Source organism: Nibribacter ruber (genome assembly GCF_009913235.1).
GTDB classification, from domain to species: Bacteria; Bacteroidota; Bacteroidia; order Cytophagales; family Hymenobacteraceae; genus Nibribacter; species Nibribacter ruber.
In genome coordinates this window covers 417,629-443,456 of the sequence record NZ_CP047897.1, presented here as the reverse complement: position 1 = coordinate 443,456, position 25,828 = coordinate 417,629, and the positions used below count along the sequence as shown (strand labels likewise).

Below are 25,828 nucleotides of genomic sequence, written 5' to 3'. Positions count from 1 at the left end.
AACCTTTTTCAACATCCCCAATATTATGTTCAATGGCCTTTTCCTGCACCAACGCTCTTTTATTTTACTTCAGGTTCTCCAAGGATTAGTAACACGCCAGTGGGTAGCAAAATATTTTTTACGTCTATTTTTACTTTCTTCTATCTATTGATGGGCAATGTTTTTCAGTCTGATGCACGGGTAGCTTGTTTTGGCAGCCGTCATACGCGTAGGCATTCTCTTGCTGATGTCCAGCATGCAAGGCTACCTTGCAGCACTACTGGTTCTTAAGGCGGGCTTAGGATTGGCGATGGTGTGGGCAACGCTCCTTATAATAAACACAGCCGGCCTAGGTAGTGAAACGTTTTTGGGCTGTTTTCTCAGAAACTGGCCAAAAACGGAAACTCAGCCTAAGTAACCCATTTTGTAATTATCGTATAGGCAAATACTTATGAAGTTCCTGCCCTCTCAAATGCTTGCCATCCTAAAGAATAGGCCTGAACGGCGCAACCTGCAATTGTTGCTCAAGTTCATGCTGGTGCTGGTGGGCCTCACCGTTTTGTTCACCATCATCTTCCACCTACTCATGCTGCGGGAGGGCCGCACTTTTTCCTGGATCACCGGCCTGTATTGGACTCTAACGGTCATGTCTACCCTGGGCTTCGGGGACATCACCTTTCACAGTGACGCGGGCAGGTTCTTCTCTATTATAGTGTTGAGCACGGGCATGGTGCTGCTGCTTATTCTTTTCCCGTTCACGTTCATCAACTTCTTTTATGCTCCCTGGATGAAAGCCCGCGAGCACGCCCAAGTACCGCGCGAATTGCCCCCCACTACCGCTGGTCACGTGGTGCTCACCAAATATGACCCGGTCACCGAAGCCCTCATCACCAAGCTCAACCAGTTTGGCTTTGCCTACGTGGTGCTGGTACCAGACATAGCCGAGGGCCTTCGGCTGCACGGTCTGGGCATCAAGGTCATGCTGGGCGACCTAGACGATCCTGACGCCTATGAGCGGGCGCGGGTGAAGCAAGCCGCCATGGTGGCCGCCACGTCCTCAGATGAGATCAACACCAACGTGGCGTTCACGGTACGGGAAATCAGTGACCAGGTGCCCATCATCTCCACTTGTAACTTTCTGGTTTCAGTGGACATTCTGGAACTGGCTGGCAGCACCCACGTCCTGCAACTAGGCGAAATCATGGGTGCTTTCCTGTCCAGGCGGGCCAGCGGCGGCGGGGCTACGGCCATGGTCATCGGGGAGTTTCATGAATTGCTCATCGCCGAGGCCACGGTCACCAGTTCTACCCTTACGGGGCAGACCATCAAGGAAACGCAGTTCAGGGAGCGGTTTGGTTTGACCGTGGTAGGAGTTTGGGAAAGAGGCCGGTTTGACGCCGCGCAGCCAGAAACGCTTATCACCGAGAATATGGTGCTGGTGCTGGCCGGCTCCAAGACCCAGATTGACGCCTTTAACCAGGAATACGCCAAGCCCATCAACGAGAGCGCTCCTATTCTCATCATGGGAGGAGGCCGCGTGGGCCGGGCCACCGGGCGCGCCCTGGCAGCGCGGGGCCTGGATTACCGCATCATTGAAAAGAACCCTGAGCGGGTCAAGTCATTCAAGTCTGCCCTCAACTACATTAAAGGAGATGCCGCCGACATAGAAGTACTCCAGAAGGCTGGCATCGCGGAGACGCCTTGCGTGATCATCACCACCCATGACGATGACGTGAACGTGTACCTTACTATTTACTGCCGCCGCCTGCGCAAAGACATGCAGATCATCACCCGCTCCACCCTGCAGCGCAACTTGCCCACCATGCACCGCGCCGGCGCCGACTTTGTCATGTCCTACGCGGCTATGGGCAGCAACACTATTTTCAACCTGCTTAAGCGCAGTGACATTCTAATGGTGGCCGAGGGCCTGGATCTCTTGAAAGTGACCGCGCCAGAACAGCTGGCAGGGCGCTCCATTGCAGAGTCTTCCATCCGGCAGCAGACCGGCTGCACCATCATTGCCGTCCGTCATGAGGGCAAGCTGCACATCAACCCAGACCCGTCTCTGGTAGTCCCGGCAGAGGCTGAGATCATCTTAATTGGCACCGTAGAAGCCGAAAACAAATTCTTCAGCCTCTACGGCACTGAGTAGCTTTGCTGCTGCTGCTGCTGCTGCCTGCAAAACTTTTTAGTGCTCCTGAGTTTTACCTCTCTATTAGCCTAGCGTGTGGAATGATCAGCTAGTGGAAGTTAAGAATTAGGGGATGGGTGCGAGATTCCGTTTTTAGGCTGTTTTCTAGAAAATTGGCTAAAAACGGAAGCCTCCCGCATGTTTGAGCGCAGCGGCAACTTGTGGGTGCCCCTGGGGCAAGTTTACCAACTTACCTTGCACTCCTGCTAGTTCACGTAAGTTAAAACTAGCGCCATGACTAGTTCCATAGCTTGAAACAGCAAAAGAGGGAAAGGCGTTTTTGGGCTGATTTCTGAAAAATAAGCCAAAAACAGATGCGAGTGCTTAGCCTCAGCCTGTCTAGTTTATTCACAAGGTCCTGCCAGGATGACAAAATAGTGAGATATTGAATGTTTGAGAAGCTTGGACGGCTAGCTCAGATAATTCTTACTTCTTTAATACCGTGGGTCTTTCTGGAAGGGCAGTTTGGCCATCTTCTCTACTTCAAGGCTGGGGAAGTCAAATTCTTCTACCACTTTTCCGAACAACAGGTACACGCCATAGCCTTTGAAGGGCCAGGTTTTCAGGCTCTGCGGAAAATGGACGGTGTCAAAGAAGTTGCCGGTTGCGTCCAGAAACGTGCCAAACTGCATGATGTCTCCGCGCACGGTGCGTACGTATTTGGTGGCCACCAGCACGCCAATCATACGCACTTTCTGACCTATAAAGGCGTGTAAATCCTTGGCGGGCACATCGCCGCGTTCTTTGGTTTGCAGCAGGTCAAAGTAGGTGCAGGTAACCGGAAAGCCCAGCAGTTCTATCTCATCATAGGCGTCTTCTACCAGCGTGTGCGTGAGCGTGGGCAGCGTGAAGGTTTTCATGGGCAGTTGGAAGAGCTGTTCGCTGGACGGTTGCTTGGGCTGGTGCCCCAGGTGCAGGTGCGCCTCCCAGAGCAGTGACTTCTTGTCCTTCTCCGTGAACCTAATGGCCTGAATGCGCGCCAGAATCAACAACTGTTCCAGGGAAATCTGCGTCCTTCGTATGAACTCCTCCAAACTTAGATACGGCCCGTTCTCCTCCCGCTCGGCTACAATCTTAAAAGCCACTTTCTGCTCCAGGTTCTGCACGTGCACCAAGCCCAGATACACGTCCGTACCCGAAAGCGAAGTGTAGTAACTGCTCTGGTTCACGCAGGGCAGATGCAGCGTGCCGCCCGCTTTCTGGGTCTGCTGCACATAGACCCACGTCCGGTAAAAGCCTCCGAAGTTGTTGATGACCGCCACCATGAACTCCAACGGATAATACGTTTTCAGGAAGAGGCTCTGGTAGCTCTCCACCGCAAACGACGCCGAGTGCGCCTTGGAAAAAGAGTAGCCCGCAAAGGACTCCACCTGCCGCCAGACTTCCTTGGTGATGGCCTCGGGGTAGCCCTTGGCCCGGCAGTTGGCAAAGAACTTGTCTACCAACTTCTGGAACTCGGCCTTGGACCGGTACTTGCCGCTCATGCCCCGGCGCAGCACATCGGCGTCGGCTAGATCCAAGCCCGCAAAATGATGGCAGACTTTTAATACGTCCTCCTGGTAGACCATGACGCCGTAGGTTTCGCCCAGTTGTTCAGCCATGACGGGGTGCAGATGCTGGATTTTGTCTGGGTTATGAAAGCGGTCAATGTAGGCTTTCATCATGCCGCTCTTGGCCACGCCCGGCCTGATGATGGAACTAGCCGCCACCAGAGACAGGTAATTGTCGCAGCGCAGCTTGGTGAGCAGGCCCCGCATGGCCGGACTCTCAATGTAAAAACACCCAATGGTGTCCCCGGACCTGAGCTGCTCCTTTACCCGTTCATCCTGCTTGAACTTGGCCACCTCATGCGCGTCTACTTTTATGCCGCGGTTCTGCTGCACCAACTGCACACACTCTTTAATATGCCCAATGCCGCGCTGGCTCAAGATGTCCAGTTTCTCAAAACCGATGCTCTCCGCTACGTACATGTCCCATTGCGCGGTGGGCAAGCCTTTGGGCGGCATATCCAGAGCGGTGTAGTTGTAGATGGAATCCTCAGAAATAAGCACGCCGCCGGCATGGATGGAGCGCACATTAGGAAAGTCTGTGAGCAGCTGGCCGTATCTGAAAATCTCTTTGGTGAGGTGGTTGGCGTTGCCAGGCGCCTGCGGCTGTTCTACCAGCGCGTCCAGCTCGGTTTTGGGCAGGCCGTAGACTTTGCCCAGCTCGCGCAGAATGGAGCTCTGCTGAAACGTGACCATGGCGCCCATCAACGCAGTATGCTCGCGGCCGTACCGTTTGAAGATGTAGTCCAGCACCTCATCGCGCTCATCCCAGCTGAAGTCAATGTCAAAATCGGGTGGCGAGGTGCGCTTGGGATTGAGGAACCGTTCAAAGTACAGGTCCAGCTCAATGGGGTCCACGTCTGTGATGCCCAGGCAATAGGCCACCACGCTGTTGGCCCCGCTCCCCCGCCCTATGTGGTAGAAATTGCGCTTTTTAGCGTAGCTGATGACGTCTTCGGTAATAAGAAAATAGGCCCCAAACTGCAGCTTCTCAATAATCTCCAGCTCATGTGCCACCCGCTGTTTGGCTACCTTGTTGCTGGCTCCGTAGCGCCGGACGGCACCATCCAAGGCCAGCTTTTTCAGGAGGGCCATATCATCCTTGGCCGAAGCCGTGAAATACAGTTTGTTGCGGCGCTTATTGAAGTCAAAGGGGAAAGCTACTTCCTTGGCCAGGGCGGTGTTCTGTTGGAGCAGGTCTGGAAATTGAGCGCCCTGCTGCCTGATGCGGTCTACCGTCTGGAAACACGGTTCCTCTGCGAGGCCATGGACTTGGTCTAATTGACTGAGCAGGATGTTGTGGTCTACGGCTCTGAGGTGGCGGTGCAAGGCCACGCCCTCCTGGTTTTTGCAGGTGAACAGCGGGTACAGCAGCAGACGCACATTTTTCTTCCGGAGGTCTGAGAACAGCAGCTGGTTTACCTGACCCGGCCGCACGCCTACGTATTCATTCTCGCGCAGCGCCTGCCGGAGTTCTCTGGCGCGGGCAAACGGATAAATGATGAGGGCTTCTTCAAACGCGGGCGGCACCTGCGGCAACGACTGGTGCGTGAGCAGACAGCTGCTCAAAAACTGGTTCAACTCCCTAAAACCCGCCTGGTTTTTAGCGATGCCCGTGTACACCCATTGACTGCCCACCCTGAACTCAATGCCCACCACCGGCTCTATGCCCTGCGCCACACACGCCTGCACAAACGGAAACACCCCAGACGTGGAGTTAATATCCGTCAAGGCCAGCGCCGTGTAGCCATGGGCCTTGGCTGCGGCCACCAATTCCTCTGGCGACAACGTGCCGTAGCGCAAACTAAAATACGAATGAACGAAGGCTAGCATTTTTTATGAAGACTCAAGACGCAAGACATAGGACATAAGATGGTGGTGGGTAAGTGCTGAATGTTAGCCATTCGTTTTTAGCCTATTTCCTGGGAAACAAGCCAAAAACGAGGACGCTTCATTTGCCTTTGGCTCTCCGGGATTTGTAACCCTCCGTGTGTTATAACTCCAGCGCTCTTCTGGATTTCTAATCCGGGAGTACCGAAAAGGGGATTTGTAATCCCCGTCCCACCGTCACTTGTGCAGGAGCCGTCCGCAGGCGGATTGGAAATCCCGACCAGCCGTGGAGGCAAAGGCTTGGCAAGAGGCAGCAACCCGTTTTTTGCCCCTTTTCTAGAAAACAGCCCAAAAACGGAGCATCAGTTTTAGCTTATGCCTGTCTAGTTTGCCCACAAGATCCTTGCAGGATGACAAGAAGATGGTAACATGGAGAAGAAAGCGGTTCATGAGGAAATACCAGAATCTCACCAGTTACCCACGCCCTCCTTTTGTCCTGTCGGGGGACAGGCCAAGGAAATGGAACTTCTCATTAGAAAATAGCACATCAGCACGCTATACCATTACCACATTGCCCCATTTTCACATCTCCAAATTTTCACATCAGCACATTTATCAATTAGCATATTAAACTCCCACTGCTCGTTTCACCGCCTCGCCGCCGTAGCGGCACCTGATTTTGTCCATAGCCTGGTAGAGGTTGGCCAGTTGGGTGGTGTCTTCAAAGAGGTCTATCTGCTGGAAACCCTGTACCAGATGGCTCAGCCGTACACCCAACAGCCGGATGAGCAGGCGGCGGTTGTAGAGCTTCTGGAACAGTTCCTTGGCCTTTCTTATGAGAATATGGTCTGAGGCGTTGTAAGGGATGGAGACCTGCTGGGTGTGCGTGTCAAAATTGGCGTACCGGATCTTGACCGTGATGCAGCCCGCCAGTTTTCCCTGGGCACGCAGGTCAAAAGCCAGCCCCTCGGTCATGGACACCAGCAGGTTGGTCAGAAACGCAATATCCGTGGTGTCTGTCCCGAAGGTCTTCTCCGTACTGATGGACTTCTGCTCGGTGTACGGCACCACGGGGGCGCGGTCAATGCCGTTGGCCTTCTCCCAGATGTGCACGCCCTCCTTGCCCAGCACCTTCTGCATCATCTCCACCGGCACCATGGTAAGCACCTCAATGGTAGAAATGCCCATGTTGCGCAGCAGTTGGTAGTTCTTCTGCCCCACTCCCGGAATCTTCTTGATGGACAGCGGCGCCAAAAACGGCTTTATCTCCTCTCTGTTCACCTGCAATGCGCCGTTGGGCTTGGCCTGCCCGGTGGCAATCTTAGAAACGGTCTTGTTGACAGACAGCCCGAAGGAAATTGGCAACCCCGTCTCTCTCATGATGGTCTGCCTAAGCTCATTGGTCCACTGCCACGTCCCGAAGAACCTGTCCATGCCGCTCACGTCCAGGTAATGCTCATCAATAGAGGCCTTTTCATAGACGGGCGCCTGGGCAGCAATGACGCTGGTTACGTCATTGGAGTATTTGCTGTACGCCTCCATGTCGCCGCGCAGGACAATGGCCTCACTGCAAAGTTGTTTGGCCATCTTCATAGGCATGCCCGCGTGCACGCCGTAAAAGCGCGTCTCATAACTGCAGCTGGCCACCACGCCCCTATCTGAAAGCCCGCCAATAATAATGGGCTTCTGCTCCAAGGCTGAGTTGCGCAGGCGCTCCACCGAAACAAAAAACGTGTCTAAGTCTAAATGTGCGATAATTCTATTGTCTGCTACTACCATATTCTCTCAGAAAAGCTAAGTCACACGGCCCTTAAAAGGCTAATTATATTAGCAAATACGAGACTTAAATATAGAAAAGCTAAATATATGAGAACTATTTATACACAAACTTACCAACATAATTAGCATTTATCCACAGAGCATAGCGTCAACCCTATAGTATTTACTACCATTTCTGCTGTTTGAACTAAGCAAAACGATTTGGGCTTCGTCAAAAATTTTAACGCAACAGGCGCTCTAGTTAAGGGGAGAATAGCCAAGTAAAGGAGGAAAAAGCCGATGTAAAAGAACCGTTTTTTGCCTATTTCCTGGGAATAAGGTCAAAAACGAACGGTTGAGAAAAACCAATTCCGCTGTAATGGATGAGTAGCCGATAGAGAAGAAGTGTAGTTATAAAAAGTGCAGCAAGGCAGAAGAGATAAACCTGCCACATACCTAATCCAAATCTAATTCAGAGGAAGATTTTTAGACAAGGAGAACGACTTGACGGGAATGTAAAACCAGAAATCGTCTTTCACTTGAAAGAAATATAGAATAGAAAAACGGCGAGGCCGAGTTAAACGATTCTAAAAATAAACAGAAATAGCACCCTCACTTACTCATTAGATTGAAAGCTATCAAACGTGCCGTCTTCATAAATAAACAGTACTTGTTTTACTTTCTTATGCAAGGTGGGCGAACCACTTTTTAAAGCATCTTCTGCTGGCTCCTCTCCTTTTATAGATTTTGCACTTTCACCTTTTTCATTTCCTGCTCCTGAAAAAGCAGCAGCCTCATGGCTCAGAGCAGAAGGTGCTTGGGTTAAGGAAGAACTATCTAAACTCTTTAGCATCTCGCCTTGGCCTAGTAGAAGCCAGTTGGCTTGTACCTCCGGAAAGCCCGCCAGAATCTTTTGCACTACTTCAAGGCTGGGCTTATTTCGTCCCGATAGAATATGGCTCATGACCGGACGCGGAAGCCCTATGGCATCTGCGAAAGCCGCAGGACCGCCGCCCGCCCAGGTCAACAATTCTTTTATTCTTGGCAAAAGGTCTGTCACAGAAAACAATTTAAAATGGAAGTTTACAAAAGCACTTCAATACCATTTGTAAAGGAATACTGCGGCACCTGGTTAAGGCCCTTGTCGATGACCTATTGAAGCTTCACTGCAGCAGTCAGCATCAAACCTCTTATTCACAGCACCTTAAAAACACAGCCGTCATTCATCACTACATCCAGTTGTACACACTGTTTACAATTTACAAAACAGTTTACAATTGTTTTACATTTGTAAATATATTCCGGAATGCTCCGGCAGCTGCAGCTGCCTAAATAGTTATGCTAAGTACAAAAACAACTGCCACATCTGTACCTCAAGTACCTGTTCAACAACCCAAGAAACAGGAATGGTCATTTTGTCACACACCTTCCTCATTGAACATTTCCAATGCTTCTTCCAACGCACAACGTAAGCTCCTCTAGAGCAGGAACGGATCATGACTATGGGCAAAGAGAGTTAGCCGATAACCGCAAACCTAGAAAAGGGCAGCTAGGCGATGCAGGAAAGCAAGGCCAGCACGTTTGCCCTTTCAATGGGGTTTTGGCTTTTAGAGAGATTCACTGCACACTACTGAAAACAATAAACCCCGGCATAGTCTTTTAATTAGAGACTATGCCGGGGTTTATTTCTGTGTAATTTAAAAGGCAATTACATATTCTATCAATCAACTATTATCTAAAATAGGCCATCTCTAAATCGCGGTCGTGGCCGTAGATGTCGTCTCTAAAATGAACCTCTCCGGCGTCATCTACCCAGGTGGTGAAGTACACAATATACACCGGTACTTTGGCAGACAAATTCACGTATTTCTCTTCCCCGCCGTGCATGGCACCTTGAATAGCCGAAGGCGTCCATTTCTTCTGGTCTTTCAACAGGTATTGCGCCAGTTCAAACGGTTTCTCAATTCTAATACAGCCATGGCTAAAACCACGCTCCGTCTGGTTGAAAAGATGGTCTGCGGGCGTATCATGCAGGTACACATTGTGCTCATTGGGGAAAATGAATTTCACGAAGCCCAGCGGGTTCTTTTTCCCTGGCCGCTGACGCACTCTGATCTTGGCTTTGTTGTCAATGGAATACCAGTCTACAGAAGACGCCGGCAGCACCTCTACTTTGTTGTTGCCAATGTCCTTCACCACTTCCATGTCGTTTCGGGCAAGGTAGTTGGGGTTCTGGGCCTGGGCAGGGGCAATCTCCTCGGCTAAGATGTCTGGAGTGATGTTCCAGTACGGGTAGAACACAATGTACTCTAACTTGTCACTGAACACGGGGGTGGCGTTCATTTCCTTGCCCACCACCACTTTCATGTTCATGATCTCCTTGTCCTTTTCCATCACGTGCAGCACATACTCAGGTATGTTCACGAACACGTATTTGTCTTCAAAGCGCTTAGGTACCCAGCGCCAGCGCTCCATGTTGATGATGATCTGGTCAATGCGTTCGTCTACAGACACATTCAGTTTTTTGAGGGTCTCCCCGCCCACCACGCCGTCTGGCTTAAGACCATTGTTCACCTGGAATTTCTTTACGGCCGTGGCCAGGTTCTGGTCATACACGCTAGGCGAGGTCACGCCGGTGGCAGCCGTTTTGCCCAACAGTCGCTGGCGTAGGGCCACCACGGCCTGGGCAGAGTCGCCGGGTTTGATGGCTTTGGCCAGTTCAACTTTAGGCCAGCCGCCCTGCTGTTTGATTTGACGGTAGTTTTTGAGGGCATCGCGCAGGCGAATGTAGCCGGTGTGCAGCGCCTCAAACTCATAATATGGGTAACGGCTGTCGCGCTCCTTCAAAATGGTCTGAAGGGCCTTGTGCAGCTTTATTTTGTTTTTCTTCACCTCCCACTCAATGTTGTCCATCGCTTTGGGGTTGACGGTGCCACGGTAAAAGTCTGAGGCGTAGTTGAAATAAGTGGCCGTGAGTGCCACGTCAATCTCTTCCTGAATCTTGTGCTTGACAGAATCATCCTTGGCCGCCTCAAAGTTCTTGAACAAAGACGCAATGTCCACCACCTGGTAGTCTCTTGGGTTGAGGCCTTCCTCATGGGCACCCTTCAAGACTTCCTGCAACTTGGACGCCTGCGGAATAAGCTGGCCGTCTTTGAACCAGGCAAACTTATAGCCGCGCTCCCGGTAAAAGAGCTTCATGAGAGGCAAGTGCTCTTTAAAGGCCGGTTGGCTGGTGGTATACCGTACCACAAACACACTATCTGTCTGTTGCGGCAGGGCCACCGCCGTCTTCGCTTTGGATTGTGATTTTTTGTCGTTAGACTTGGCACAGGCAGTTAACACAAGAATTCCGGCCATCAGGCATAGCATGAGTCGGAAATACATATTAGCAAACTTCATAAGGGTTTTCATCTTTCGTATAATGTGCTCTTTATACTAACCAAGCGCCCAAAAAGTTAGGAAACCCCAAAACTTCTAAATTGTACAAAAAATATAATTAGCAATCTTATATATTTTAGCTCTACTCCTGCAGCAGGAACGGGTCTTGCCAGGCATCTGCCAGACCAAGAAACCTTACCTATACAGTCTAGTATGTACTACAACGGGCGCCCTCCCCATGTACCCACAAGGGCCGCAAACCATTAGTTGAACCAATTACTTTATGAGCCAGACAATATCATCTACCATCCAGCCCAACCAAGATCCTCACAGTTTCTCTAAACCCCAGGAGGCCGTCCTGAAACACGTAGACTGGGACCTCACCATTGATTTTGACAAGCAGCAGATAACCGGCACGGGTGTGTACCGCCTTGAGCATTCCCAAAGGCTGGAGGTGATTCTGGATGTGAAAGACCTAACCATTCTTTGGGTGAAGCTGGATGATGCGCCCTCAGAGGAAGAGTTCACGCTGTCGGCGCCGGTGAAGCATTTGGGCCAGGCGCTGCGCATTCCTATTCAGAAGCACACCCGCACCGTCACCATCGCCTTTGAAACAACGCCGCAGGCCGCAGCCTTGCAATGGCTGGCCCCGGAACAAACCGCCGGGAAAGTCCATCCGTTTCTGTTCACGCAGTCGCAGGCCATTCTGGCGCGCACCTGGCTCCCGTGCCAGGACAGCCCCAGCGTGCGGTTCACCTACACAGCCAAGGTAAAAGTACCCTCGCACTTGCTTCCGTTGATGAGCGCCGACAATCCTCAGCAAAAGAATGCCAACGGCGAGTATCTGTTCCAGATGGACCAGCCAATCCCCTCCTATCTGCTGTCTTTGGCCGTGGGCAATTTAGAGTTTGCCCCGGTGGGCCACCGCTGCGGCGTGTACGCAGAGCCAGAAACCCTGCCAGATGCCACCTATGAGTTTGCAGACACAGAAAAGATGCTGGAAGCCGCCGAGGCCCTCTACGGCCCCTACCTCTGGGGACGCTATGACCTGCTGGTGCTGCCGCCTAGCTTCCCGTTTGGCGGCATGGAAAATCCTAAGCTCACCTTCGCCACGCCTACCATTATTGCCAAAGACCGCTCCCTTACCAGCTTAATTGCCCATGAACTGGCGCATTCCTGGTCAGGGAACCTGGTCACCAACGCCACCTGGAACGACTTCTGGCTCAACGAGGGCTTCACGGTATATTTTGAGCGCCGCATCATGGAAGCCCTGTATGGCCATGACTACGCCGAGATGCTCCACACCCTGGGCTACCAGGACCTGCAACACACGCTACAAGAACTGGCCGCCACTCCGCAAGACACCTGCCTGAAGCTCCAGTTAGAAGGCCGCGACCCAGACGAAGGCCTCACCGAGATTGCCTATGAGAAGGGAAACTACTTTCTAAGGCACATAGAACAACAGGTGGGCCGGCAGCGGTTTGACCAGTTTGTGAAGAACTACTTCAGCACATACAAATTCCAGTCCATGGACACGACTCATTTTCTGGAGATTCTGGAAAAAGAGCTCATAAACGGAGACGAAGCCCTGCGGGAGAAAATCAATGCCAACGCCTGGGTGTATACGCCGGGCATACCAGAAGGCGTAGAGGCCCCGCATGCCGCCGCCTTTGACCGCATACGTGAACAGCTACAGCACTGGAAAGAAGGCACTCCGCCAGCCGCACTACACACCCAAGACTGGAGCACGCATGAATGGCTTTACTTTTTGAGAGGCTTGGGGCCAAACCTAACCAAAGACAAGATGCAGGAACTGGATCAGGCGTATTCCTTCACGCAGTCTGGCAATTCAGAGATAGTGGCGGTCTGGCTACAGCACGCCATTGAAAACGACTACGCACCCGCCAACGCCAGACTAGAGGAGTTCCTGACGCACGTAGGCCGCCGCAAATTCCTGGTGCCTTTGTACAAGGCCCTGCTGGAAAAGCCAGACGGCAGACAGCGTGCCAAAGCCATTTATGAGAAAGCTAGGCCCAATTACCACGCCGTGGCCACCAGTACCATAGATGACATGCTACAGAAGTAACGCACCAAGTCTATTTTAAACAAAAAGGCCGGCAGGTATACACCCGCCGGCCTTTTTTTGGTAGACATAAGCGTCTGTTAATGGTTCTCTGCCTTCCTGTTCACGGCAGTCTCAGCAATAAAGGTCAGCTTCTCATCGGTTTTCTTTTCTTCGCTCAGGGTTTCCTGCAATAGGTTCAATACCTCTGTGTGACCCAGAAACTTGGCGTAGGTACAGGCGGTGCCGTACCCGGCAATCTCATAGTGCTCTACCCGTTGGGCGCTGGCAATGAGGCCGGCATCCATTACTTCTGGGTCGGCGTCATGCTCCATGAATTCCTTGGCTTCCTTCAGGAGGCCTTCCATGGCTTTACATTTCTCACCGTTTCCGTCAACGCCTAAGGTCTGGAAGCATTTCTGCAGGCGCTGGATCTGGTTTTCGGTCTCCAGCATGTGCGAGTTGATGGCCGTCTTCAGGTTTTTATTGGTCGCTTTCTCCAGCATGTCAGGCATGGCCTTCAATAACTGCTGCTCCGCGTTGTACAAATCTTTTAATTGATGAATGAACAGGTCACTTAAGGATGTTAATTTCATAGCGTATAAATTTTCAGGTGAAGGTTAGATCCGTATTAAGGCTATACGACACCCCTCCCCAGGAGTTAAGGAGTTTCCTGGAAAACCTCGTTTAGAATTCCTTGCCAGATATGTGCCTCCTTGCGCCAGATGTTGCGTATAAGCGCACACAGACACTCCAGAGCATCTTGCATGATTACATTAGACCAGACCCCCAAAGGCATACTCATAGCGGTAGGCGGCAATGAAGACAAAGGCACCTTCCCGTTCAAAAAAAAGCGCTTCCACCTCAATTTCTTCGAGTTGGGCATCTTGCGCAGAATTATTGACACCATGGGTGGCCCCCAGGCGCGCATAGAAGTCATCACCACCGCCTCTATGATTCCTGAAGAAGTGGGAGCTTTGTACATGCGGGCGTTTACGGTGTTGGGCTGTGACAATGTGGGACTACTGGACATAAGAACCGAAGCAGACGCGCACATTCCCACCCACCTGGAGCGCCTGCGCAAGGCCAACGGCGTCATGATGACCGGCGGCGACCAGTCCCGGCTGGCCACCATCTTCGGGGGAACGGCCTTTCACCAGATCATGCTGGACCGCTACCTGCACGACGAGACCTTTGTGATTGCCGGTACCAGCGCGGGCGCCATGGCCATGTCTGACATCATGATCAAGGGCGGCAGCTCGCCCAGTTCGCTCTTAAAGGGCTCTGTCCGCCTGGACACCGGCCTGAGCTTCCAGAAGAATGTGATATTTGACTCTCACTTTGTCAAGCGGGGGCGGTTTGGTCGGTTAATGGAGGCGGTGGCCACGCATCCGTTCAAAATAGGCATTGGCTTAGGCGAAGACACCGGCGTACTCATCCGGCACGGCAACATCATAGAAACCATTGGCTCTAACCTGGTCATAGTAGTAGACGGTCACCACATCAAGCACAACAACGCTTCTTACGCAGCCCCGGGCACGCCTCTGTCCATTGAACACTTACTGGTGCACGTATTGGCCTACGGTAACTTCTATGACATCAAGGACCGCAAATTCTCCCACGTTCCTTTCAAAGACTAATCATCATCGTTTTTAGGCTATTTTCTAAGAAACAGGCCAAAACGATGGTGGCGTATTTTAGAAGTAGCCATAAAAGTAAAGCAGGTTCGTTTTTAGGCTGTTTTCTAAGAAATAGCCTAAAAACGAACCTGCTTTACTTTATAAATTGCCACGGAGCAAACAAGGTCGTTTTGGGCCTGATTCCTGGAAAACAAGCCAAAAACGTTGTGGTCTAATCTTTGTAAATGGCCACATGAGGCGCCTGCCCTTCTACCCAGGAGGCGCGGTACATACCCTCAGAATTGAAGGGCATGGCAATTTCCCCGTCGGCTGAGACCGCAATGATTCCTCCTTCGCCGCCCATGTGCTTGAGCTTGTCATGTATTACCAGATCGGCGGCCTGGTTGAGGCTGAGGCCTTTGTATTCCATGAGGCAGGAAATATCATATGCCACCACCGCCCGTATGAAGTACTCGCCATGGCCAGTGCAGGAAATGGCGCAGGTGTGGTTGTTGGCGTAGGTGCCCGCTCCTATCACGGGGGTGTCTCCAATGCGGTTGAAGTTCTTGTTGGTCATGCCGCCCGTAGAGGTGGCCGCTGCTAAGTTGCCGTGTTTGTCTAGCGCCACGGCGCCCACCGTGCCAAACTTCTTATCCTTGAGCTCATCTGAGTGGTCCAGCATGTACACGTTGGAGTCTCTTAGCTGCTGCCATTGTTCATAGCGCTGCTGCGTGTAGAAGTATTCATCGGTTTCAAAGACCAGACCCTGTTTACGGGCAAATTCCTCAGCGCCTTGCATGCACAGAAACACGTGGTCTGAATGGTGCAGCACCTGGCTGGCCAGCTGAATGGGGTTTTTCACGTTCCGGACGCCGGCCACGGCCCCGGCGGCCAGGGTTTTGCCGCACATGATAGAGGCATCCATCTCATGGCGCCCGCGCTTGTTAAAGACAGAGCCCCTGCCGGCATTAAACAAAGGATTATCTTCCAGGCTGACCACCGCGGCCTCAACTGCCTCCAGGGCAGAATGACCAGTGCTTAACAGGTGGTGGCCAATGGAAAGGGCCTCCTCTAAAGAAGCTTTATAGGCCATGTCCATTTCTGGGGTGAGCAGGGCGCGGGTAATGGTGCCGGCGCCCCCGTGCAGGGCCAGGGCAAAGGGTTTCTCCATCATAGAACTCTTGCGGTTTTAAGTCTGTACAGCTTACGGAATTAGCCGGACAAAGGGTCTGGAAAGGGCGTTGAAAGCCATCTTGGCCGCATAAATTTATGTACGCCCGGGGGAATCTTAACCCTGTAATCTTTGTATATTTGTAACTGAGTTACTTTACTAATCTTATAAAATTATCACCTATGTCTTTTGATGTTCAAGGAAGATTGCACGAGATCTTTGACGAAACCCAAGTGAGCGAAAAATTCCGTAAGCGTGAATTCGTTCTTGAAATACCGGATGGCTCTTACACGCAATACGCTAAGTTTCAGCTTACGCAAGACAAGTGCAACATTCTAGACAATTACAAAACCGGCGACGAAGTAAAGGTGGCCTTTAACCTGAGCGGCAAGCCGTTCACTAAAAACGGTACCACTATGTACTTTACCAACCTGCAGGCCTGGAGAGTAGAGCACGCAGGTGCCCCAGCAGCCCCTCAGCAAGGCGGCGGACGTCCAGCGTTTGCGCAGGAGCCGGCCAAAACCAACTCCTTCATCAGTGATGACATGGACAACGACCTTCCTTTCTAAGGAAACCGTCCTTTTACCATAGCAAAATGCGGCCCCAGAAAGGCCGCATTTTTATTTTCAATCCTTTACTGGACAAAACCAGCAAGAAAGGCAGCCAAACCCATCAGAAATCCGTAGTGCGTTTGTATTCTGCCAGACCGGCATTCCTTTCAATCATGACAGATCAATACAACGCAGGCAAAGTGATGGTAGTGACGGGCGCCAGTTCGGGCATTGGCTTGGCTACTACCCAGGCCCTGGCCCAGACCGGCGCCACGGTGGTGCTGGTCTGCCGCCATGCCGGGCGCGCCCAGGAAGCCATGGACCAAATCATGGCCAAAGTTCCGCACGCCCAGTTGCAGCTGCACCTGGCAGATTTGTCTTCATTGGAGGAAGTTCGCCGTCTGGCTCAGGATTTGCAGGCAGCCTACCCGGTCATAGACGTACTGGTCAACAATGCGGGCATCATTCCGGGCTTGAGGAGCACTTCTAAAGAGGGTCTGGAAACCGCCTGGGTCATCAACCACCTGGCCCCTTTCCTGCTCACCAATCTTTTAATGGACAACCTGCTGGCCGCCCCGCAGGGACGCATCATCAACCTCACCTCAGAGGCGCACCGCCTGGGGCAGATTGACTTTGCGCAGCTGGGCAACCCTAAGCATTACAGCGCCATTACCGCCTACGCAGACTCCAAGCTGGCCAACATCCTGTTCACCTATGAGCTGGCGCGCCGCGTGGAGTTTACCAACCTGACGGTGAACTGCGTCCACCCAGGCGTGGTGGCCACCAACTTCGGGAAGGGAAGCAGCGGTTTTGTAAGGGCCTTACTGTTTATGGGACGACTGTTCATGCGCACTGCCGCCAAAGGCGCCGAAACGCCGGTGTTCCTGGCCACTTCGCCTTCCATGGCCACGCTCAGCGGCAAGTACTTCAAAGACAAGAAGCAGATCAAGTCGGCGGTGGGTACCTACAACGCGCACACCGCCAGAAGACTCTGGGAGGTAAGCGAGGAACAAACGGGTTTTTAGCCTGTTTTCCAGAAAAGAGGCCAAAAACGCTAACCTGTCTGCCGCATGCATGATTTGTACCAGCTCATTTTTCAGGGCGAAGGAGAAACGCTGGAGTTTAAGAAGACCATCACCCATGCCAACCGCATTGCCCGCACCATCGTGTCCTTCGCCAACACGCGCGGCGGCCAGATTCTGGTGGGCGTGCAGGATGACGGCACCATCTGTGGCATAGACCCCGAAGAGGAAAAGCACACCCTGGAAGAAGCCATCCACTTTTTCTGCGACCCGCCAGTGTCCGTGCACTACGAGGAGGTAGACATGGAACAAGGCACGGTGCTCAAGGTCATCATCCCGGAAAGCCCGCACAAACCCCATCTGGCCAAAGTAAAAGAAGACGATTGGCGCGGCTACGTACGCGTGCGCGATGAGAGCGTGCAAACCAGCCAATTGGTGGAAAAGTCCATGCAGCTGGAACCCTTAGAAGAAAGCCCAGCCGAAGTGTTGGACTACCAGGAAGCGAAAGTGCTAGAACTGCTGGCCAAACACCATAGACTCACCATCAAACAAATCACGCAGATGGCCAACCTGTCTCGTCGGCGGGTGCAGCGCCTGCTGGTAGACCTCACCTTGCAGGGCAAAATACGCATGCATGACAAAGAGAAGGTGCCCTACTTTACCCTCAGCTAAAAAGTATAATCTTGGTTGATAGACATAGCCGTTTTTGGCTTCTTTTCCAGAAAACAGGCTAAAAACGAATGGCTGGACCTTTACTTTGTTGGTTTGGTGGTGAGGGGCTTTTCTGAAAGCGGCTTGCCCCTATGGAACGCCTTCCAGCCCACCCAGGCACCGGTAGAGTCATAGTACTGCCAGTTCCCGTGCCACTTGTACATCAGGTAACCGTCCTCTTCAAACAAATACGCCAAGCCCGCATGTGCCACTTTTCCGTTGGGATAGTAGAAAGTGGTTTTGATCTGCTTGCCGCGGCGGGTGTATTTTTCGCGCCGTTCCAGGTGGCCGTCCTGCGAGAAGGTACGCCAGGTGCCCCGGTCCTTGCCATGCTTATAGCGCCCCTGAGACATCACCTGCCCGGGCTTGTGCTCATAAAACACCCGCCATTTGCCATGCCGGTTACCTTCTTTGTCTAGCTGGTTCCACTTCCAGGGCCACCCCAGGGCAAGCGCCGGCGCGGCCGTTGCGCACAGCAGCCATACCCCCAAAACCGCTGCCATTGTTTGGATGTTTTTCCTCATAGAAAATCTGGGACGCTTTTTTTCCTGAGATTTCAAGGTACATAGAAAGAGGAATATATTCCACCGGAGCCAGGAAAACTTAAAACAATCTTCATATGAAAAGGCAACTTGTGCGCTAATTGTCTGTACCTTAAGGGAAGCACCACCAATGTAACCCGCCATGAAAAGCCCAGCCAGTCCCCGCAAGCGCACTAGCGCCCTAAAAGAAAAAACCGCCGCCAAAACCAAGAAGGCATTTGTGCTAGACACCTCGGTGATTTTGTATGACCACAGTGCCGTGGAGCATTTTGGCGAACATGACGTGGCCATTCCCATCACAGTGCTGGAAGAGCTGGACAACTTCAAGAAGGGCAATGACATCAAGAACTTTGAGGCGCGGGAATTCATCCGGTTCATAGACGACCTCTCCAATGAGCACATGCTGCAGTCCTGGATTCCGCTACAGGGCTCCAACAAAGGTCGGTTCAAGGTGCTCATGAACCACGGATCGCCGGTAGACGCTGAGAAGATCTTCAATGACAACAAAGCCGACCACAAAATCCTGAACGCCACGCTCCTCCTTCAGCACGAGATGCCAGACTACAAAGTAGCCCTGGTGACCAAGGACATCAACTTACGCTTGAAAGCCCGCGCCCTCAACCTAGCCGCCGAAGACTATGAGACCGGCAAGATTCAGAACGTGACCAACCTGTACCGCGGCAACGACCTGCTGGAGAACATTCCGCAGGCGGTCATCTCCAAACTGTATGACGAAGGCGCCTGCCCCATTGAGGAAGCCTTGCCCAACCCACCGTCAGACAACCATTACTTTATCTTACGCAGCAATAAGTCCTCTGCCTTAGCGTATTACAATCCACAGGAACGAGTATTAGAACGGGTAGACAAGCAGATGGCGGTGGGCATAAAACCCCGGAACGCGGAACAGACGTTCGCGCTGCATGCCCTGCTGCACCCAGACATCAAGCTCATCACCATACAGGGCGTGGCGGGCACGGGTAAGACGTTACTGGCCTTGGCGGGCGCTTTGGAACAGCGTGAACAGTACAACCAAATCTACCTGGCCCGCCCCATTGTGCCACTCAGCAACAGAGACCTGGGCTTCTTGCCCGGCGATGCCAACTCCAAGATTGGGCCCTACATGGAGCCGCTCTGGGACAACCTAAAATTCATCCAGAACCAGTTTCCTGACCATAGCAAAGAAGCCAACCGCATTAAACAGATGGTAGACGAGGACCGCCTGGTCATAACGCCGCTGGCCTACATTCGCGGCCGAAGCCTCTCTAACATCATCTTCATCGTAGACGAAGCCCAGAACCTAACCCCGCACGAAATCAAGACCATCATCTCCCGGGCCGGCGAAAACACCAAGATCATCTTCACGGGAGACATCTACCAGATAGACACCCCTTACCTGGACACCCAAAGCAACGGGCTCTCCTACCTCATAGATAAAGTAAAGAACCACCCGCTTTACGCCCACATCACCCTGCAGCGCGGTGAACGTTCAGAATTAGCCAACCTAGCCAATGACCTTCTTTAATTGTTAATTGCTGATTGTTGATTGCTTTTCAATAGGATATAAAAATAAAGACCTCCGTTTTTGGGTTGTTTTCATGAAAACAACCCAAAAACGGAGGTCTTTATTTTTTGTGCATTGATTCCCAACAATAGACAATCAGCAATTAATCAAATCTTTGCCAGATAGCGTTCTTTTAAGATGTTGAGGTGGTGGCGTTCATGGCCAGCGATGATGAAGGCTAGGGCGGCTACGGTCATGGGATTGCCGTTCGCGTTGCCCAAGCGTCCCAGAGCAGCGGTAGACAGGCTTTTGAACAGAGAAATTGTGGCGGCACGCACGGTCATATGCTCCTCCACCAAATCGGTGAGGGTGCGCTCAGAGAAGTTGGCGTGAACCACATAGTCGTTTTCGTCAAAACCAGGGAGCGGTTGCTGCTCGCCGCGAGCAAAACACAAGGCGCGGTAGGCCATGATCCGCTCGGTGTCGTTCATGTGGCCCAAAAGTTCTTTGATGGACCATTTACCGGGCTCATAGGCAAAATTAGACTCGCTCTCGCTCACGCGCGCAAACAGCTGCACTACTTCCTGCCGCTGGGTATGCAACAAGTCCAGCACGTTGGTGCTGTCAGAGATGTTGTTGATGTATTTCTCATAGTAGGCAGGGTACTCAGACGGTTGGGGTTTGGGGATCATGGGGCTTAGGTTCAAGTAGACTTGAAGGTAGCAATACTATTCCCATACATCCAAGAGGAAAACTCCCAAAGCCGCCTTCAGGTAGTATTTTCTCTTCTATATGGCAAACCGCTCCCGGCAATGATGCGTGGTGGTGATTACCTCACAGCCTGAAGCCGTCACTTCCTTCCGGCTGCTCTCCTGGCATTCCAGGTGGTCATTGCTTTTGTAAATGAAAATCAAAATAGCAACCATCAATACAGTTAACAGACTACTATACAATCTATAAGAGGACTTCATCTATACTACTACATTATATTAAACCTACACTCAGAACTCAAGATAGTGACTGGTTGCTCAGGACTTCTTTACCCGTAAATGGAACAGCATGTTAGAGTCGGGTGCCAAAGCAAGCGCTGCGTATTGCCTGTCTGGTTTGGGTTTGGCCACTGGCATAGTGTGCACCAGTGCCTGCGCAGGAACCAAAAGCGGGCTTTGGACCGGCTCCGTCTCTGTATGACCCAACGGCAAACCAGGCTTCTGAAACCCTCCTGGTTGGAGACGCTGGCTATCTGAAAGTCGTTGGCTCGGCGCGGTTGTTAAGCCAGGTGATGGCTTAGGAGTGGTTTGGCTGAAGGCGTTCCAGCAGAACAATAACATGGCAGCTGACAGGATAATCTTTTTCATTGAATCCTAAAAAGAGAAGAATAGGCTATCACAGATACGCCCTAGGGCAGTAGAAAGATAGTAAGTTTTTCTAGTCCAGCCAAGGCTATCCGTTTTTAGCTTAATTTCCTGAAAACAAGCCAAAAACGACAGTTCCATATCCTAGGCACCAAGACAGCCGTATATCTGCCAGATTATTTGTTGTACTTCAACCCCATTCATATGAGTACCCTAACCGACAAAGGATTCACCTTATCTAAGAATATATTCTTCAAGTTTTTGACCAGCAAAGCCACCGGCATTCTGGGCAAGCCCTTCAAAGTGGGTTTGTTGCTCACCACTGCGTATGAGAAACTGACTTCTGCCAGTAGCAATGAAAGCGGTTTCGCGCAGATCAAAGGAACAATGATGCGGTTTATGCGCCTGGTCAAAGCCTACACCAACGGCACCTACCGTGACATCAACACCAAGTCCTTGCTGCTGGGCGTGGCGGTTCTGCTGTACGTCGTGACTCCGCTGGACATAGTGCCTGACTTCATTCCCATCCTGGGCTTCGCCGATGACCTTAGTCTGATGGCCTGGTTTATCTCGGCGTTTCAGGAGGAACTGCAGAAATTTCAAGTTTGGGAGCAGGGCGCAGAGGCCCTGGGCCATTCTTAAATAGGGCAAGCGCCCAGCAAAAAATAACGGGTCTTTGGCCCTGGAAGCCGTTTTTGGTCTCTTTTCTGGAAAAGAGACCAAAAACGGCTTTTTCTATGCCTTTACAGGTGACCGCTTTGTCTGATTTCTGCCTGGCTCGGGTGAAATATTGCCGTGCAAGCTGCGTTATTTAGTACCTTTGAGGCAAGACAAACAAAAAAAGATGAGTAACCTGAAACACCTGTGGCTGGTAGTGCTGTTGGCGCTGAGTTCTTTCAGTGCGTGGGCCCGCCCGGACGAAGGCATGTGGCTTCCAATGCTGCTCAAGCAGATGAACGAGGCAGACATGCAAAAGAAAGGCATGCGCCTCTCCGCGGAAGACATATATTCTGTCAATAAATCAAGCTTGAAAGACGCCATTGTGCAGTTTGGCAGCGGCTGTACCGGTGAGATCATTTCCAACCAGGGCCTGCTGCTCACCAATCACCACTGCGGCTACGGCCAGATCCAATCCCACAGCTCAGTGGAGAACGACCTGCTCACCAACGGTTTCTGGGCCATGACCAAAGACCAGGAGAAGCCCAACCCCGGCCTCACCGCCACCTTCATTGTGCGCATGGAAGACGTGACCAAGCTCATCCTGGGAGATATTCCAGCCAGCCTTTCAGAGGCAGAGAGAGAGCAGCGCGTGCAGTTCAACATCAAGAAGGTGCAGTACAACGCCACCAACGGCACGCACTACGGCGCCATCATCCGCCCGTTTTATTATGGCAATGAGTACTACATGTACATCACGGAGACCTTCCGGGATATTCGCCTAGTGGGCGCTCCGCCAGAGACCATCGGGCGGTTTGGCGGCGACACGGACAACTGGATGTGGCCCCGCCATACCGGAGACTTCTCCATCTTCAGGATTTATGCCGGCCCAGACAACAAACCCGCAGATTATTCCCCCAACAACAAACCCTACACCCCCAAGCACCACCTGCCCATTTCTTTGGCAGGCATAAAACCCGGTGACTTTACGCTGGTATTTGGTTTCCCGGCGCGTACCACAGAATACCTCCCCTCCCAGGCCATCAGTGAAATTGCCGATGTTTCTGATCCCGCTAAGGTGAAGATCAGAACCATGCGCCTGCATTTGCTGGAGCAGGACATGATTGCCAGCAACCGGGTGCGCATTCAGTACGCGGCCAAGTACGCCAGCGTGAGCAATTCCTACAAAAGATGGATTGGAGAGATGCGCGGCCTCAAGAAGCTGGACGCCGTGGCCAAGCGCCAAGACCTGGAAAAGCAGTTTGCGCATTGGGTGGCCCAGGAAACCGGCCGGCAGCGCACCTATGGGCACGTACTTCCGCAGTTTGACATCAACTACACCTACCTGGCCAACAACATCACCCTCACCCGCGACTATTACCAGGAAGCCGTGCTGGGTGTAGAGCTCTTGAACTACGCGCAAGGATTTCTGGACCTGGCAGAGACCATCCAGAAAGGCACCCAGACCGAAGAGCAGCGGGAGGACATCCAGGAAAGAATCACTCAGCTATTGGAGGCGGCACCTTCTTACTTCAAGGATTATAACATGCCCACAGACAAGAAGGTGTTTGCCAGCCTCCTGGAGATGTACGCTATTGACATTGATGCCAAGTACCACCCCCTGCAACTGACCAAGGCCATGAAAGAGCGCAAATTCACTTGGGCCGGCTATGCCAACCAGTTGTATGGCTCCTCTAACCTGGTGGCCCTGGAGAAAGTGCAGGCCTTGCTCAAAATGTCGCCTGCCAACATCAAGGCCAAAATCCTGTCAGACCCGGCCGTTGGCCTTTTGCAAAGCTTTAACGCAGTGTACAGCAAAGACATTCTGCCCATGTACACCAAGATGACCGATGACAACACCCTGCTCAACCGCTTGTTCCTGCAGGGGTTACGGGAGATGCAGAAGGACAAGAAATTCTATCCAGACGCTAACTCCACCCTGCGCGTGGCCTACGGCGAGATTGACGGGTACAAGCCTTCTGAGGACATTACCTATGACTATTACACCACCCTGGACGGCCTCATGGAGAAAGCTAACATGTCTGATGTCCTGGATTATGAGGTGCCGGAAAAACTGAGGGAGCTCTATCAGCAGAAAGATTACGGTCCTTACGCCGAGGATGGCAAAATGCCCGTGGCCTTCATTGCCACCAACCACACCACGGGGGGCAACTCGGGTTCACCGGTCATCAACGCCAAGGGCGAGCTCATTGGCCTGAACTTTGACCGCAACTGGGAAGGCACCATGTCTGACATCATGTATGACCCAGACCGCGTGCGCAACATCTCCCTGGATGCCCGCTACCTGCTCTTCATCATTGACAAGTTTGCCGGGGCCACGCACTTAGTAAAGGAAATGACCGTGCTGCACGCTCCAGCCAAAACACCAGAGCCGGTTAAAAAAGAACCTGTGGAAGTAAAGCAGAAAGAAGGCAAATCCAAGAAGCGATCTAAATCAGAGTAGGTCGTTTTTAGCCTCTTTTCATGAAAATAGCCCGGAAACGCTCCGGGCTATTTCTGTTTTACAGTTGTTGGGTTTCTACCGCAGTCTTAAAGCAGTGCAGCCGTTTGCGCAAATCATGACGCAATAGCCAGGCAAGCACCGGGTTCAACCAGAGTTTAGGAAGAAAGCTCGCTTTAGCCTGAAAGTTGTACCGAAAGTAAACGCGCGTCTGCCCAGATTCTTCTTCCTTAAACCGCCAGCTGCCAGAGAACTTCTCAAACACCCAGGGTCCTTGGGTCATTTCCATGGCTACCTGCTGCGGCGGGTTAAAGCTCACATACCGCACCGTCATGCCAATGCCCTTACGGCTTTCGCAGTAGGCCTCCACTCCTTTGCCCGCCTTGGCAAGGCCGTGGTTCAAGCGGGCCACGCGCAAGTACTTGTCCCACAGGAGTCGCTGGTTGTAGTCCTGAGAAAGCCAGAATAAGTGTTCCTGCGGAGCGGCTATGAGTACAGAGTCTTCCAAGGTGGGCATGGCCTATTCCTTTCCGTCTGCAGGCTTCTTGCCGCGCACCATCTGCTCCACTACGTCCCACATTTCCTGCGGCACCTGATCCAGATTGTTGAACTCGCCACCGCCGTACAGCCACTCCCCCCCGTCAATGGTAATGACCTCTCCGTTCACGTACGCCGAGAAGTCTGAGAGCAGATAAGCCGCCAGGTTGGCCAATTCCTGATGCTCGCCGTAGCGCTTCAAAGGAATACGCTGCAAGGGGTCCAGTTTCTCAGCGAGTGCCTCTGGGAAAAGACGGCTCCAGGCCCCCTCAGTGGGGAAAGGCCCGGGGGCAATGGCGTTGGACCTGATGCCGTATTTGGCCCATTCGGCAGCCAGCGACCGTGTCATGGCCAGCACGCCGGCCTTGGCCGTGGCAGAAGGCACCACGTAGCCAGAGCCTGTCCAGGCGTAGGTTGTCACAATGTTCAGGAAAGTGCCCGGCTGCTTCTGTTCAATCCAATGTTTACCCAGAAGGAGCGTACAGTTATAACTGCCCTTCAGGACGATGTCTACGATAACGTCAAAGGCCTTGGGGCTCAGCCGCTCCGTAGGGCTGATGAAGTTGCCAGCGGCATTGTTTACCAGGCCGTGCACGGCACCAAACCGATCCAGGGTGGCCTTGACCATGGCCTCTACCTCCAATGGCTTGCGCACATCACAGGCTACGGCCAGTACCTGCCCGCCGGTTTCTTGCATCATTTCGGCAGCGGTTTTCTCCAGCACGTCCAGCTTGCGACTAGTGATGACCAGATTGGCTCCCAGTTTTAATAAATAAGTGCCCATAGACCTGCCCAGTCCGGTGCCGCCGCCCGTGATGATGATGGTTTTTCCAATAAAAGCGCCATCGCGCAGCATAGGTTCTGAATAATTGCTCATAGGATACGTAATAATGTTTCTTTCAAAATGAATGGTCCGTTGCCAGCTAAACCATTAGGTAGATACTGGCATTATA

21 protein-coding genes are annotated in these 25,828 nt (G+C 52.2%); 9 read left to right on the top strand and 12 right to left on the bottom strand.

Annotation, left to right across the window (positions count from 1 at the left end; all coding sequences use genetic code 11):
* The first annotated feature begins 430 nt into the window (after positions 1-430).
* Complete coding sequence (locus GU926_RS01870; RefSeq protein WP_160688500.1) at positions 431-2,131, top strand: potassium channel family protein; 1,701 nt, start codon at positions 431-433, stop codon at positions 2,129-2,131.
* A gap of 473 nt (positions 2,132-2,604) precedes the next feature.
* Here GU926_RS01870 and GU926_RS01865 read toward each other — a convergent pair whose 3' ends face one another.
* From GU926_RS01865 to GU926_RS01850, 4 genes are all read right to left on the bottom strand, one after another.
* Positions 2,605-5,550, bottom strand: coding sequence for a DNA polymerase III subunit alpha (locus GU926_RS01865; protein ID WP_160688498.1), 2,946 nt, complete (start codon positions 5,548-5,550; stop codon positions 2,605-2,607).
* Between the two features lie 624 nt (positions 5,551-6,174).
* Positions 6,175-7,326, bottom strand: coding sequence for a DNA polymerase IV (dinB, locus tag GU926_RS01860; RefSeq protein WP_160688496.1), 1,152 nt, complete (start codon positions 7,324-7,326; stop codon positions 6,175-6,177).
* Positions 7,327-7,921: 595 nt separating this feature from the next.
* Complete coding sequence (locus GU926_RS01855; RefSeq protein ID WP_160688494.1) at positions 7,922-8,365, bottom strand: transcriptional regulator; 444 nt, start codon at positions 8,363-8,365, stop codon at positions 7,922-7,924.
* 671 nt (positions 8,366-9,036) lie between these two features.
* On the bottom strand, positions 9,037-10,665 hold the full coding sequence (locus tag GU926_RS01850; protein WP_160688492.1) for a L,D-transpeptidase family protein: 1,629 nt from the start codon (positions 10,663-10,665) through the stop codon (positions 9,037-9,039).
* A 304-nt stretch (positions 10,666-10,969) separates the two neighbouring features.
* Between GU926_RS01850 and GU926_RS01845 the strand changes: the two genes are divergently transcribed.
* Positions 10,970-12,772 (top strand): M1 family metallopeptidase, encoded by a 1,803-nt coding sequence (locus GU926_RS01845; RefSeq protein ID WP_160688490.1) that lies wholly within the window; start codon positions 10,970-10,972, stop codon positions 12,770-12,772.
* A 77-nt stretch (positions 12,773-12,849) separates the two neighbouring features.
* Here the strand turns inward: GU926_RS01845 and GU926_RS01840 are convergent, their stop codons facing one another.
* Positions 12,850-13,344: a YciE/YciF ferroxidase family protein gene (locus GU926_RS01840; RefSeq protein ID WP_160688488.1), complete on the bottom strand. Its 495-nt coding sequence runs from the start codon at positions 13,342-13,344 to the stop codon at positions 12,850-12,852.
* A 171-nt stretch (positions 13,345-13,515) separates the two neighbouring features.
* On the opposite strand from GU926_RS01840, the gene GU926_RS01835 reads away from it, so the two are divergent.
* Positions 13,516-14,388 carry a cyanophycinase gene (locus tag GU926_RS01835; RefSeq protein ID WP_160688486.1) on the top strand — a complete coding sequence of 291 codons (873 nt, stop codon included), beginning with the start codon at positions 13,516-13,518 and terminating at the stop codon, positions 14,386-14,388.
* Between the two features lie 211 nt (positions 14,389-14,599).
* Here GU926_RS01835 and GU926_RS01830 read toward each other — a convergent pair whose 3' ends face one another.
* Positions 14,600-15,541, bottom strand: coding sequence for an isoaspartyl peptidase/L-asparaginase family protein (locus GU926_RS01830; RefSeq protein ID WP_394350773.1), 942 nt, complete (start codon positions 15,539-15,541; stop codon positions 14,600-14,602).
* Positions 15,542-15,720: 179 nt separating this feature from the next.
* Here GU926_RS01830 and GU926_RS01825 point away from each other — a divergent pair, with 179 nt between their 5' ends.
* From GU926_RS01825 to GU926_RS01815, 3 genes are read left to right on the top strand one after another with little or no spacing between them, the layout of a single operon-like run.
* On the top strand, positions 15,721-16,107 hold the full coding sequence (locus GU926_RS01825; RefSeq protein ID WP_160688484.1) for a DUF3127 domain-containing protein: 387 nt from the start codon (positions 15,721-15,723) through the stop codon (positions 16,105-16,107).
* 26 nt (positions 16,108-16,133) lie between these two features.
* On the top strand, positions 16,134-17,114 hold the full coding sequence (locus tag GU926_RS01820; RefSeq protein ID WP_160688482.1) for an SDR family oxidoreductase: 981 nt from the start codon (positions 16,134-16,136) through the stop codon (positions 17,112-17,114).
* A 45-nt stretch (positions 17,115-17,159) separates the two neighbouring features.
* Positions 17,160-17,783: an AlbA family DNA-binding domain-containing protein gene (locus tag GU926_RS01815; RefSeq protein ID WP_160688480.1), complete on the top strand. Its 624-nt coding sequence runs from the start codon at positions 17,160-17,162 to the stop codon at positions 17,781-17,783.
* Between the two features lie 80 nt (positions 17,784-17,863).
* Here GU926_RS01815 and GU926_RS01810 read toward each other — a convergent pair whose 3' ends face one another.
* Entirely contained in the window at positions 17,864-18,346 is a 483-nt protein-coding gene (locus GU926_RS01810; protein ID WP_160688478.1) for a toxin-antitoxin system YwqK family antitoxin, read from the bottom strand.
* Positions 18,347-18,506: 160 nt separating this feature from the next.
* On the opposite strand from GU926_RS01810, the gene GU926_RS01805 reads away from it, so the two are divergent.
* Entirely contained in the window at positions 18,507-19,886 is a 1,380-nt protein-coding gene (locus tag GU926_RS01805) for a PhoH family protein (protein ID WP_160688476.1), read from the top strand.
* Positions 19,887-20,032: 146 nt separating this feature from the next.
* On the opposite strand, the gene GU926_RS01800 is transcribed toward GU926_RS01805, so the two are convergent.
* The 3 genes from GU926_RS01800 to GU926_RS01790 form a co-directional block, all read right to left on the bottom strand.
* Positions 20,033-20,557, bottom strand: coding sequence for a DinB family protein (locus GU926_RS01800; RefSeq protein ID WP_160688474.1), 525 nt, complete (start codon positions 20,555-20,557; stop codon positions 20,033-20,035).
* Between the two features lie 96 nt (positions 20,558-20,653).
* Entirely contained in the window at positions 20,654-20,794 is a 141-nt protein-coding gene (locus tag GU926_RS01795) for a hypothetical protein (RefSeq protein ID WP_160688472.1), read from the bottom strand.
* A 99-nt stretch (positions 20,795-20,893) separates the two neighbouring features.
* Positions 20,894-21,223, bottom strand: coding sequence for a hypothetical protein (locus tag GU926_RS01790; protein WP_160688470.1), 330 nt, complete (start codon positions 21,221-21,223; stop codon positions 20,894-20,896).
* A 201-nt stretch (positions 21,224-21,424) separates the two neighbouring features.
* On the opposite strand from GU926_RS01790, the gene GU926_RS01785 reads away from it, so the two are divergent.
* Both GU926_RS01785 and GU926_RS01780 read left to right on the top strand, forming a co-directional pair.
* Entirely contained in the window at positions 21,425-21,862 is a 438-nt protein-coding gene (locus GU926_RS01785) for a YkvA family protein (RefSeq protein WP_160688468.1), read from the top strand.
* A 202-nt stretch (positions 21,863-22,064) separates the two neighbouring features.
* A complete protein-coding gene (locus GU926_RS01780) occupies positions 22,065-24,341 on the top strand; it encodes a S46 family peptidase (RefSeq protein ID WP_160688466.1) in 2,277 nt (758 codons plus the stop codon).
* Positions 24,342-24,399: 58 nt separating this feature from the next.
* Here the strand turns inward: GU926_RS01780 and GU926_RS01775 are convergent, their stop codons facing one another.
* Both GU926_RS01775 and GU926_RS01770 read right to left on the bottom strand, forming a co-directional pair.
* Complete coding sequence (locus tag GU926_RS01775) at positions 24,400-24,855, bottom strand: type II toxin-antitoxin system RatA family toxin (protein ID WP_160688464.1); 456 nt, start codon at positions 24,853-24,855, stop codon at positions 24,400-24,402.
* A 3-nt stretch (positions 24,856-24,858) separates the two neighbouring features.
* Positions 24,859-25,752: an SDR family oxidoreductase gene (locus GU926_RS01770; protein ID WP_198001448.1), complete on the bottom strand. Its 894-nt coding sequence runs from the start codon at positions 25,750-25,752 to the stop codon at positions 24,859-24,861.
* Positions 25,753-25,828 lie beyond the last annotated feature (76 nt).

What these genes read in the sequence shown, in the direction of transcription:
- GU926_RS01870 (WP_160688500.1), top strand. Translation starts at nt 431, where the DNA reads ATGAAGTTCCTGCCCTCTCAAATGCTTGCCATCCTAAAGAATAGGCCT.
- GU926_RS01865 (WP_160688498.1), bottom strand. Translation starts at nt 5,550, where the DNA reads ATGCTAGCCTTCGTTCATTCGTATTTTAGTTTGCGCTACGGCACGTTG.
- dinB (WP_160688496.1), bottom strand. Translation starts at nt 7,326, where the DNA reads ATGGTAGTAGCAGACAATAGAATTATCGCACATTTAGACTTAGACACG.
- GU926_RS01850 (WP_160688492.1), bottom strand. Translation starts at nt 10,665, where the DNA reads ATGGCCGGAATTCTTGTGTTAACTGCCTGTGCCAAGTCTAACGACAAA.
- GU926_RS01845 (WP_160688490.1), top strand. Translation starts at nt 10,970, where the DNA reads ATGAGCCAGACAATATCATCTACCATCCAGCCCAACCAAGATCCTCAC.
- GU926_RS01840 (WP_160688488.1), bottom strand. Translation starts at nt 13,344, where the DNA reads ATGAAATTAACATCCTTAAGTGACCTGTTCATTCATCAATTAAAAGAT.
- GU926_RS01835 (WP_160688486.1), top strand. Translation starts at nt 13,516, where the DNA reads ATGATTACATTAGACCAGACCCCCAAAGGCATACTCATAGCGGTAGGC.
- GU926_RS01830 (WP_394350773.1), bottom strand. Translation starts at nt 15,541, where the DNA reads ATGATGGAGAAACCCTTTGCCCTGGCCCTGCACGGGGGCGCCGGCACC.
- GU926_RS01825 (WP_160688484.1), top strand. Translation starts at nt 15,721, where the DNA reads ATGTCTTTTGATGTTCAAGGAAGATTGCACGAGATCTTTGACGAAACC.
- GU926_RS01820 (WP_160688482.1), top strand. Translation starts at nt 16,134, where the DNA reads ATGCGGCCCCAGAAAGGCCGCATTTTTATTTTCAATCCTTTACTGGAC.
- GU926_RS01815 (WP_160688480.1), top strand. Translation starts at nt 17,160, where the DNA reads ATGCATGATTTGTACCAGCTCATTTTTCAGGGCGAAGGAGAAACGCTG.
- GU926_RS01810 (WP_160688478.1), bottom strand. Translation starts at nt 18,346, where the DNA reads ATGAGGAAAAACATCCAAACAATGGCAGCGGTTTTGGGGGTATGGCTG.
- GU926_RS01805 (WP_160688476.1), top strand. Translation starts at nt 18,507, where the DNA reads ATGAAAAGCCCAGCCAGTCCCCGCAAGCGCACTAGCGCCCTAAAAGAA.
- GU926_RS01800 (WP_160688474.1), bottom strand. Translation starts at nt 20,557, where the DNA reads ATGATCCCCAAACCCCAACCGTCTGAGTACCCTGCCTACTATGAGAAA.
- GU926_RS01790 (WP_160688470.1), bottom strand. Translation starts at nt 21,223, where the DNA reads ATGAAAAAGATTATCCTGTCAGCTGCCATGTTATTGTTCTGCTGGAAC.
- GU926_RS01785 (WP_160688468.1), top strand. Translation starts at nt 21,425, where the DNA reads ATGAGTACCCTAACCGACAAAGGATTCACCTTATCTAAGAATATATTC.
- GU926_RS01780 (WP_160688466.1), top strand. Translation starts at nt 22,065, where the DNA reads ATGAGTAACCTGAAACACCTGTGGCTGGTAGTGCTGTTGGCGCTGAGT.
- GU926_RS01775 (WP_160688464.1), bottom strand. Translation starts at nt 24,855, where the DNA reads ATGCCCACCTTGGAAGACTCTGTACTCATAGCCGCTCCGCAGGAACAC.
- GU926_RS01770 (WP_198001448.1), bottom strand. Translation starts at nt 25,752, where the DNA reads ATGAGCAATTATTCAGAACCTATGCTGCGCGATGGCGCTTTTATTGGA.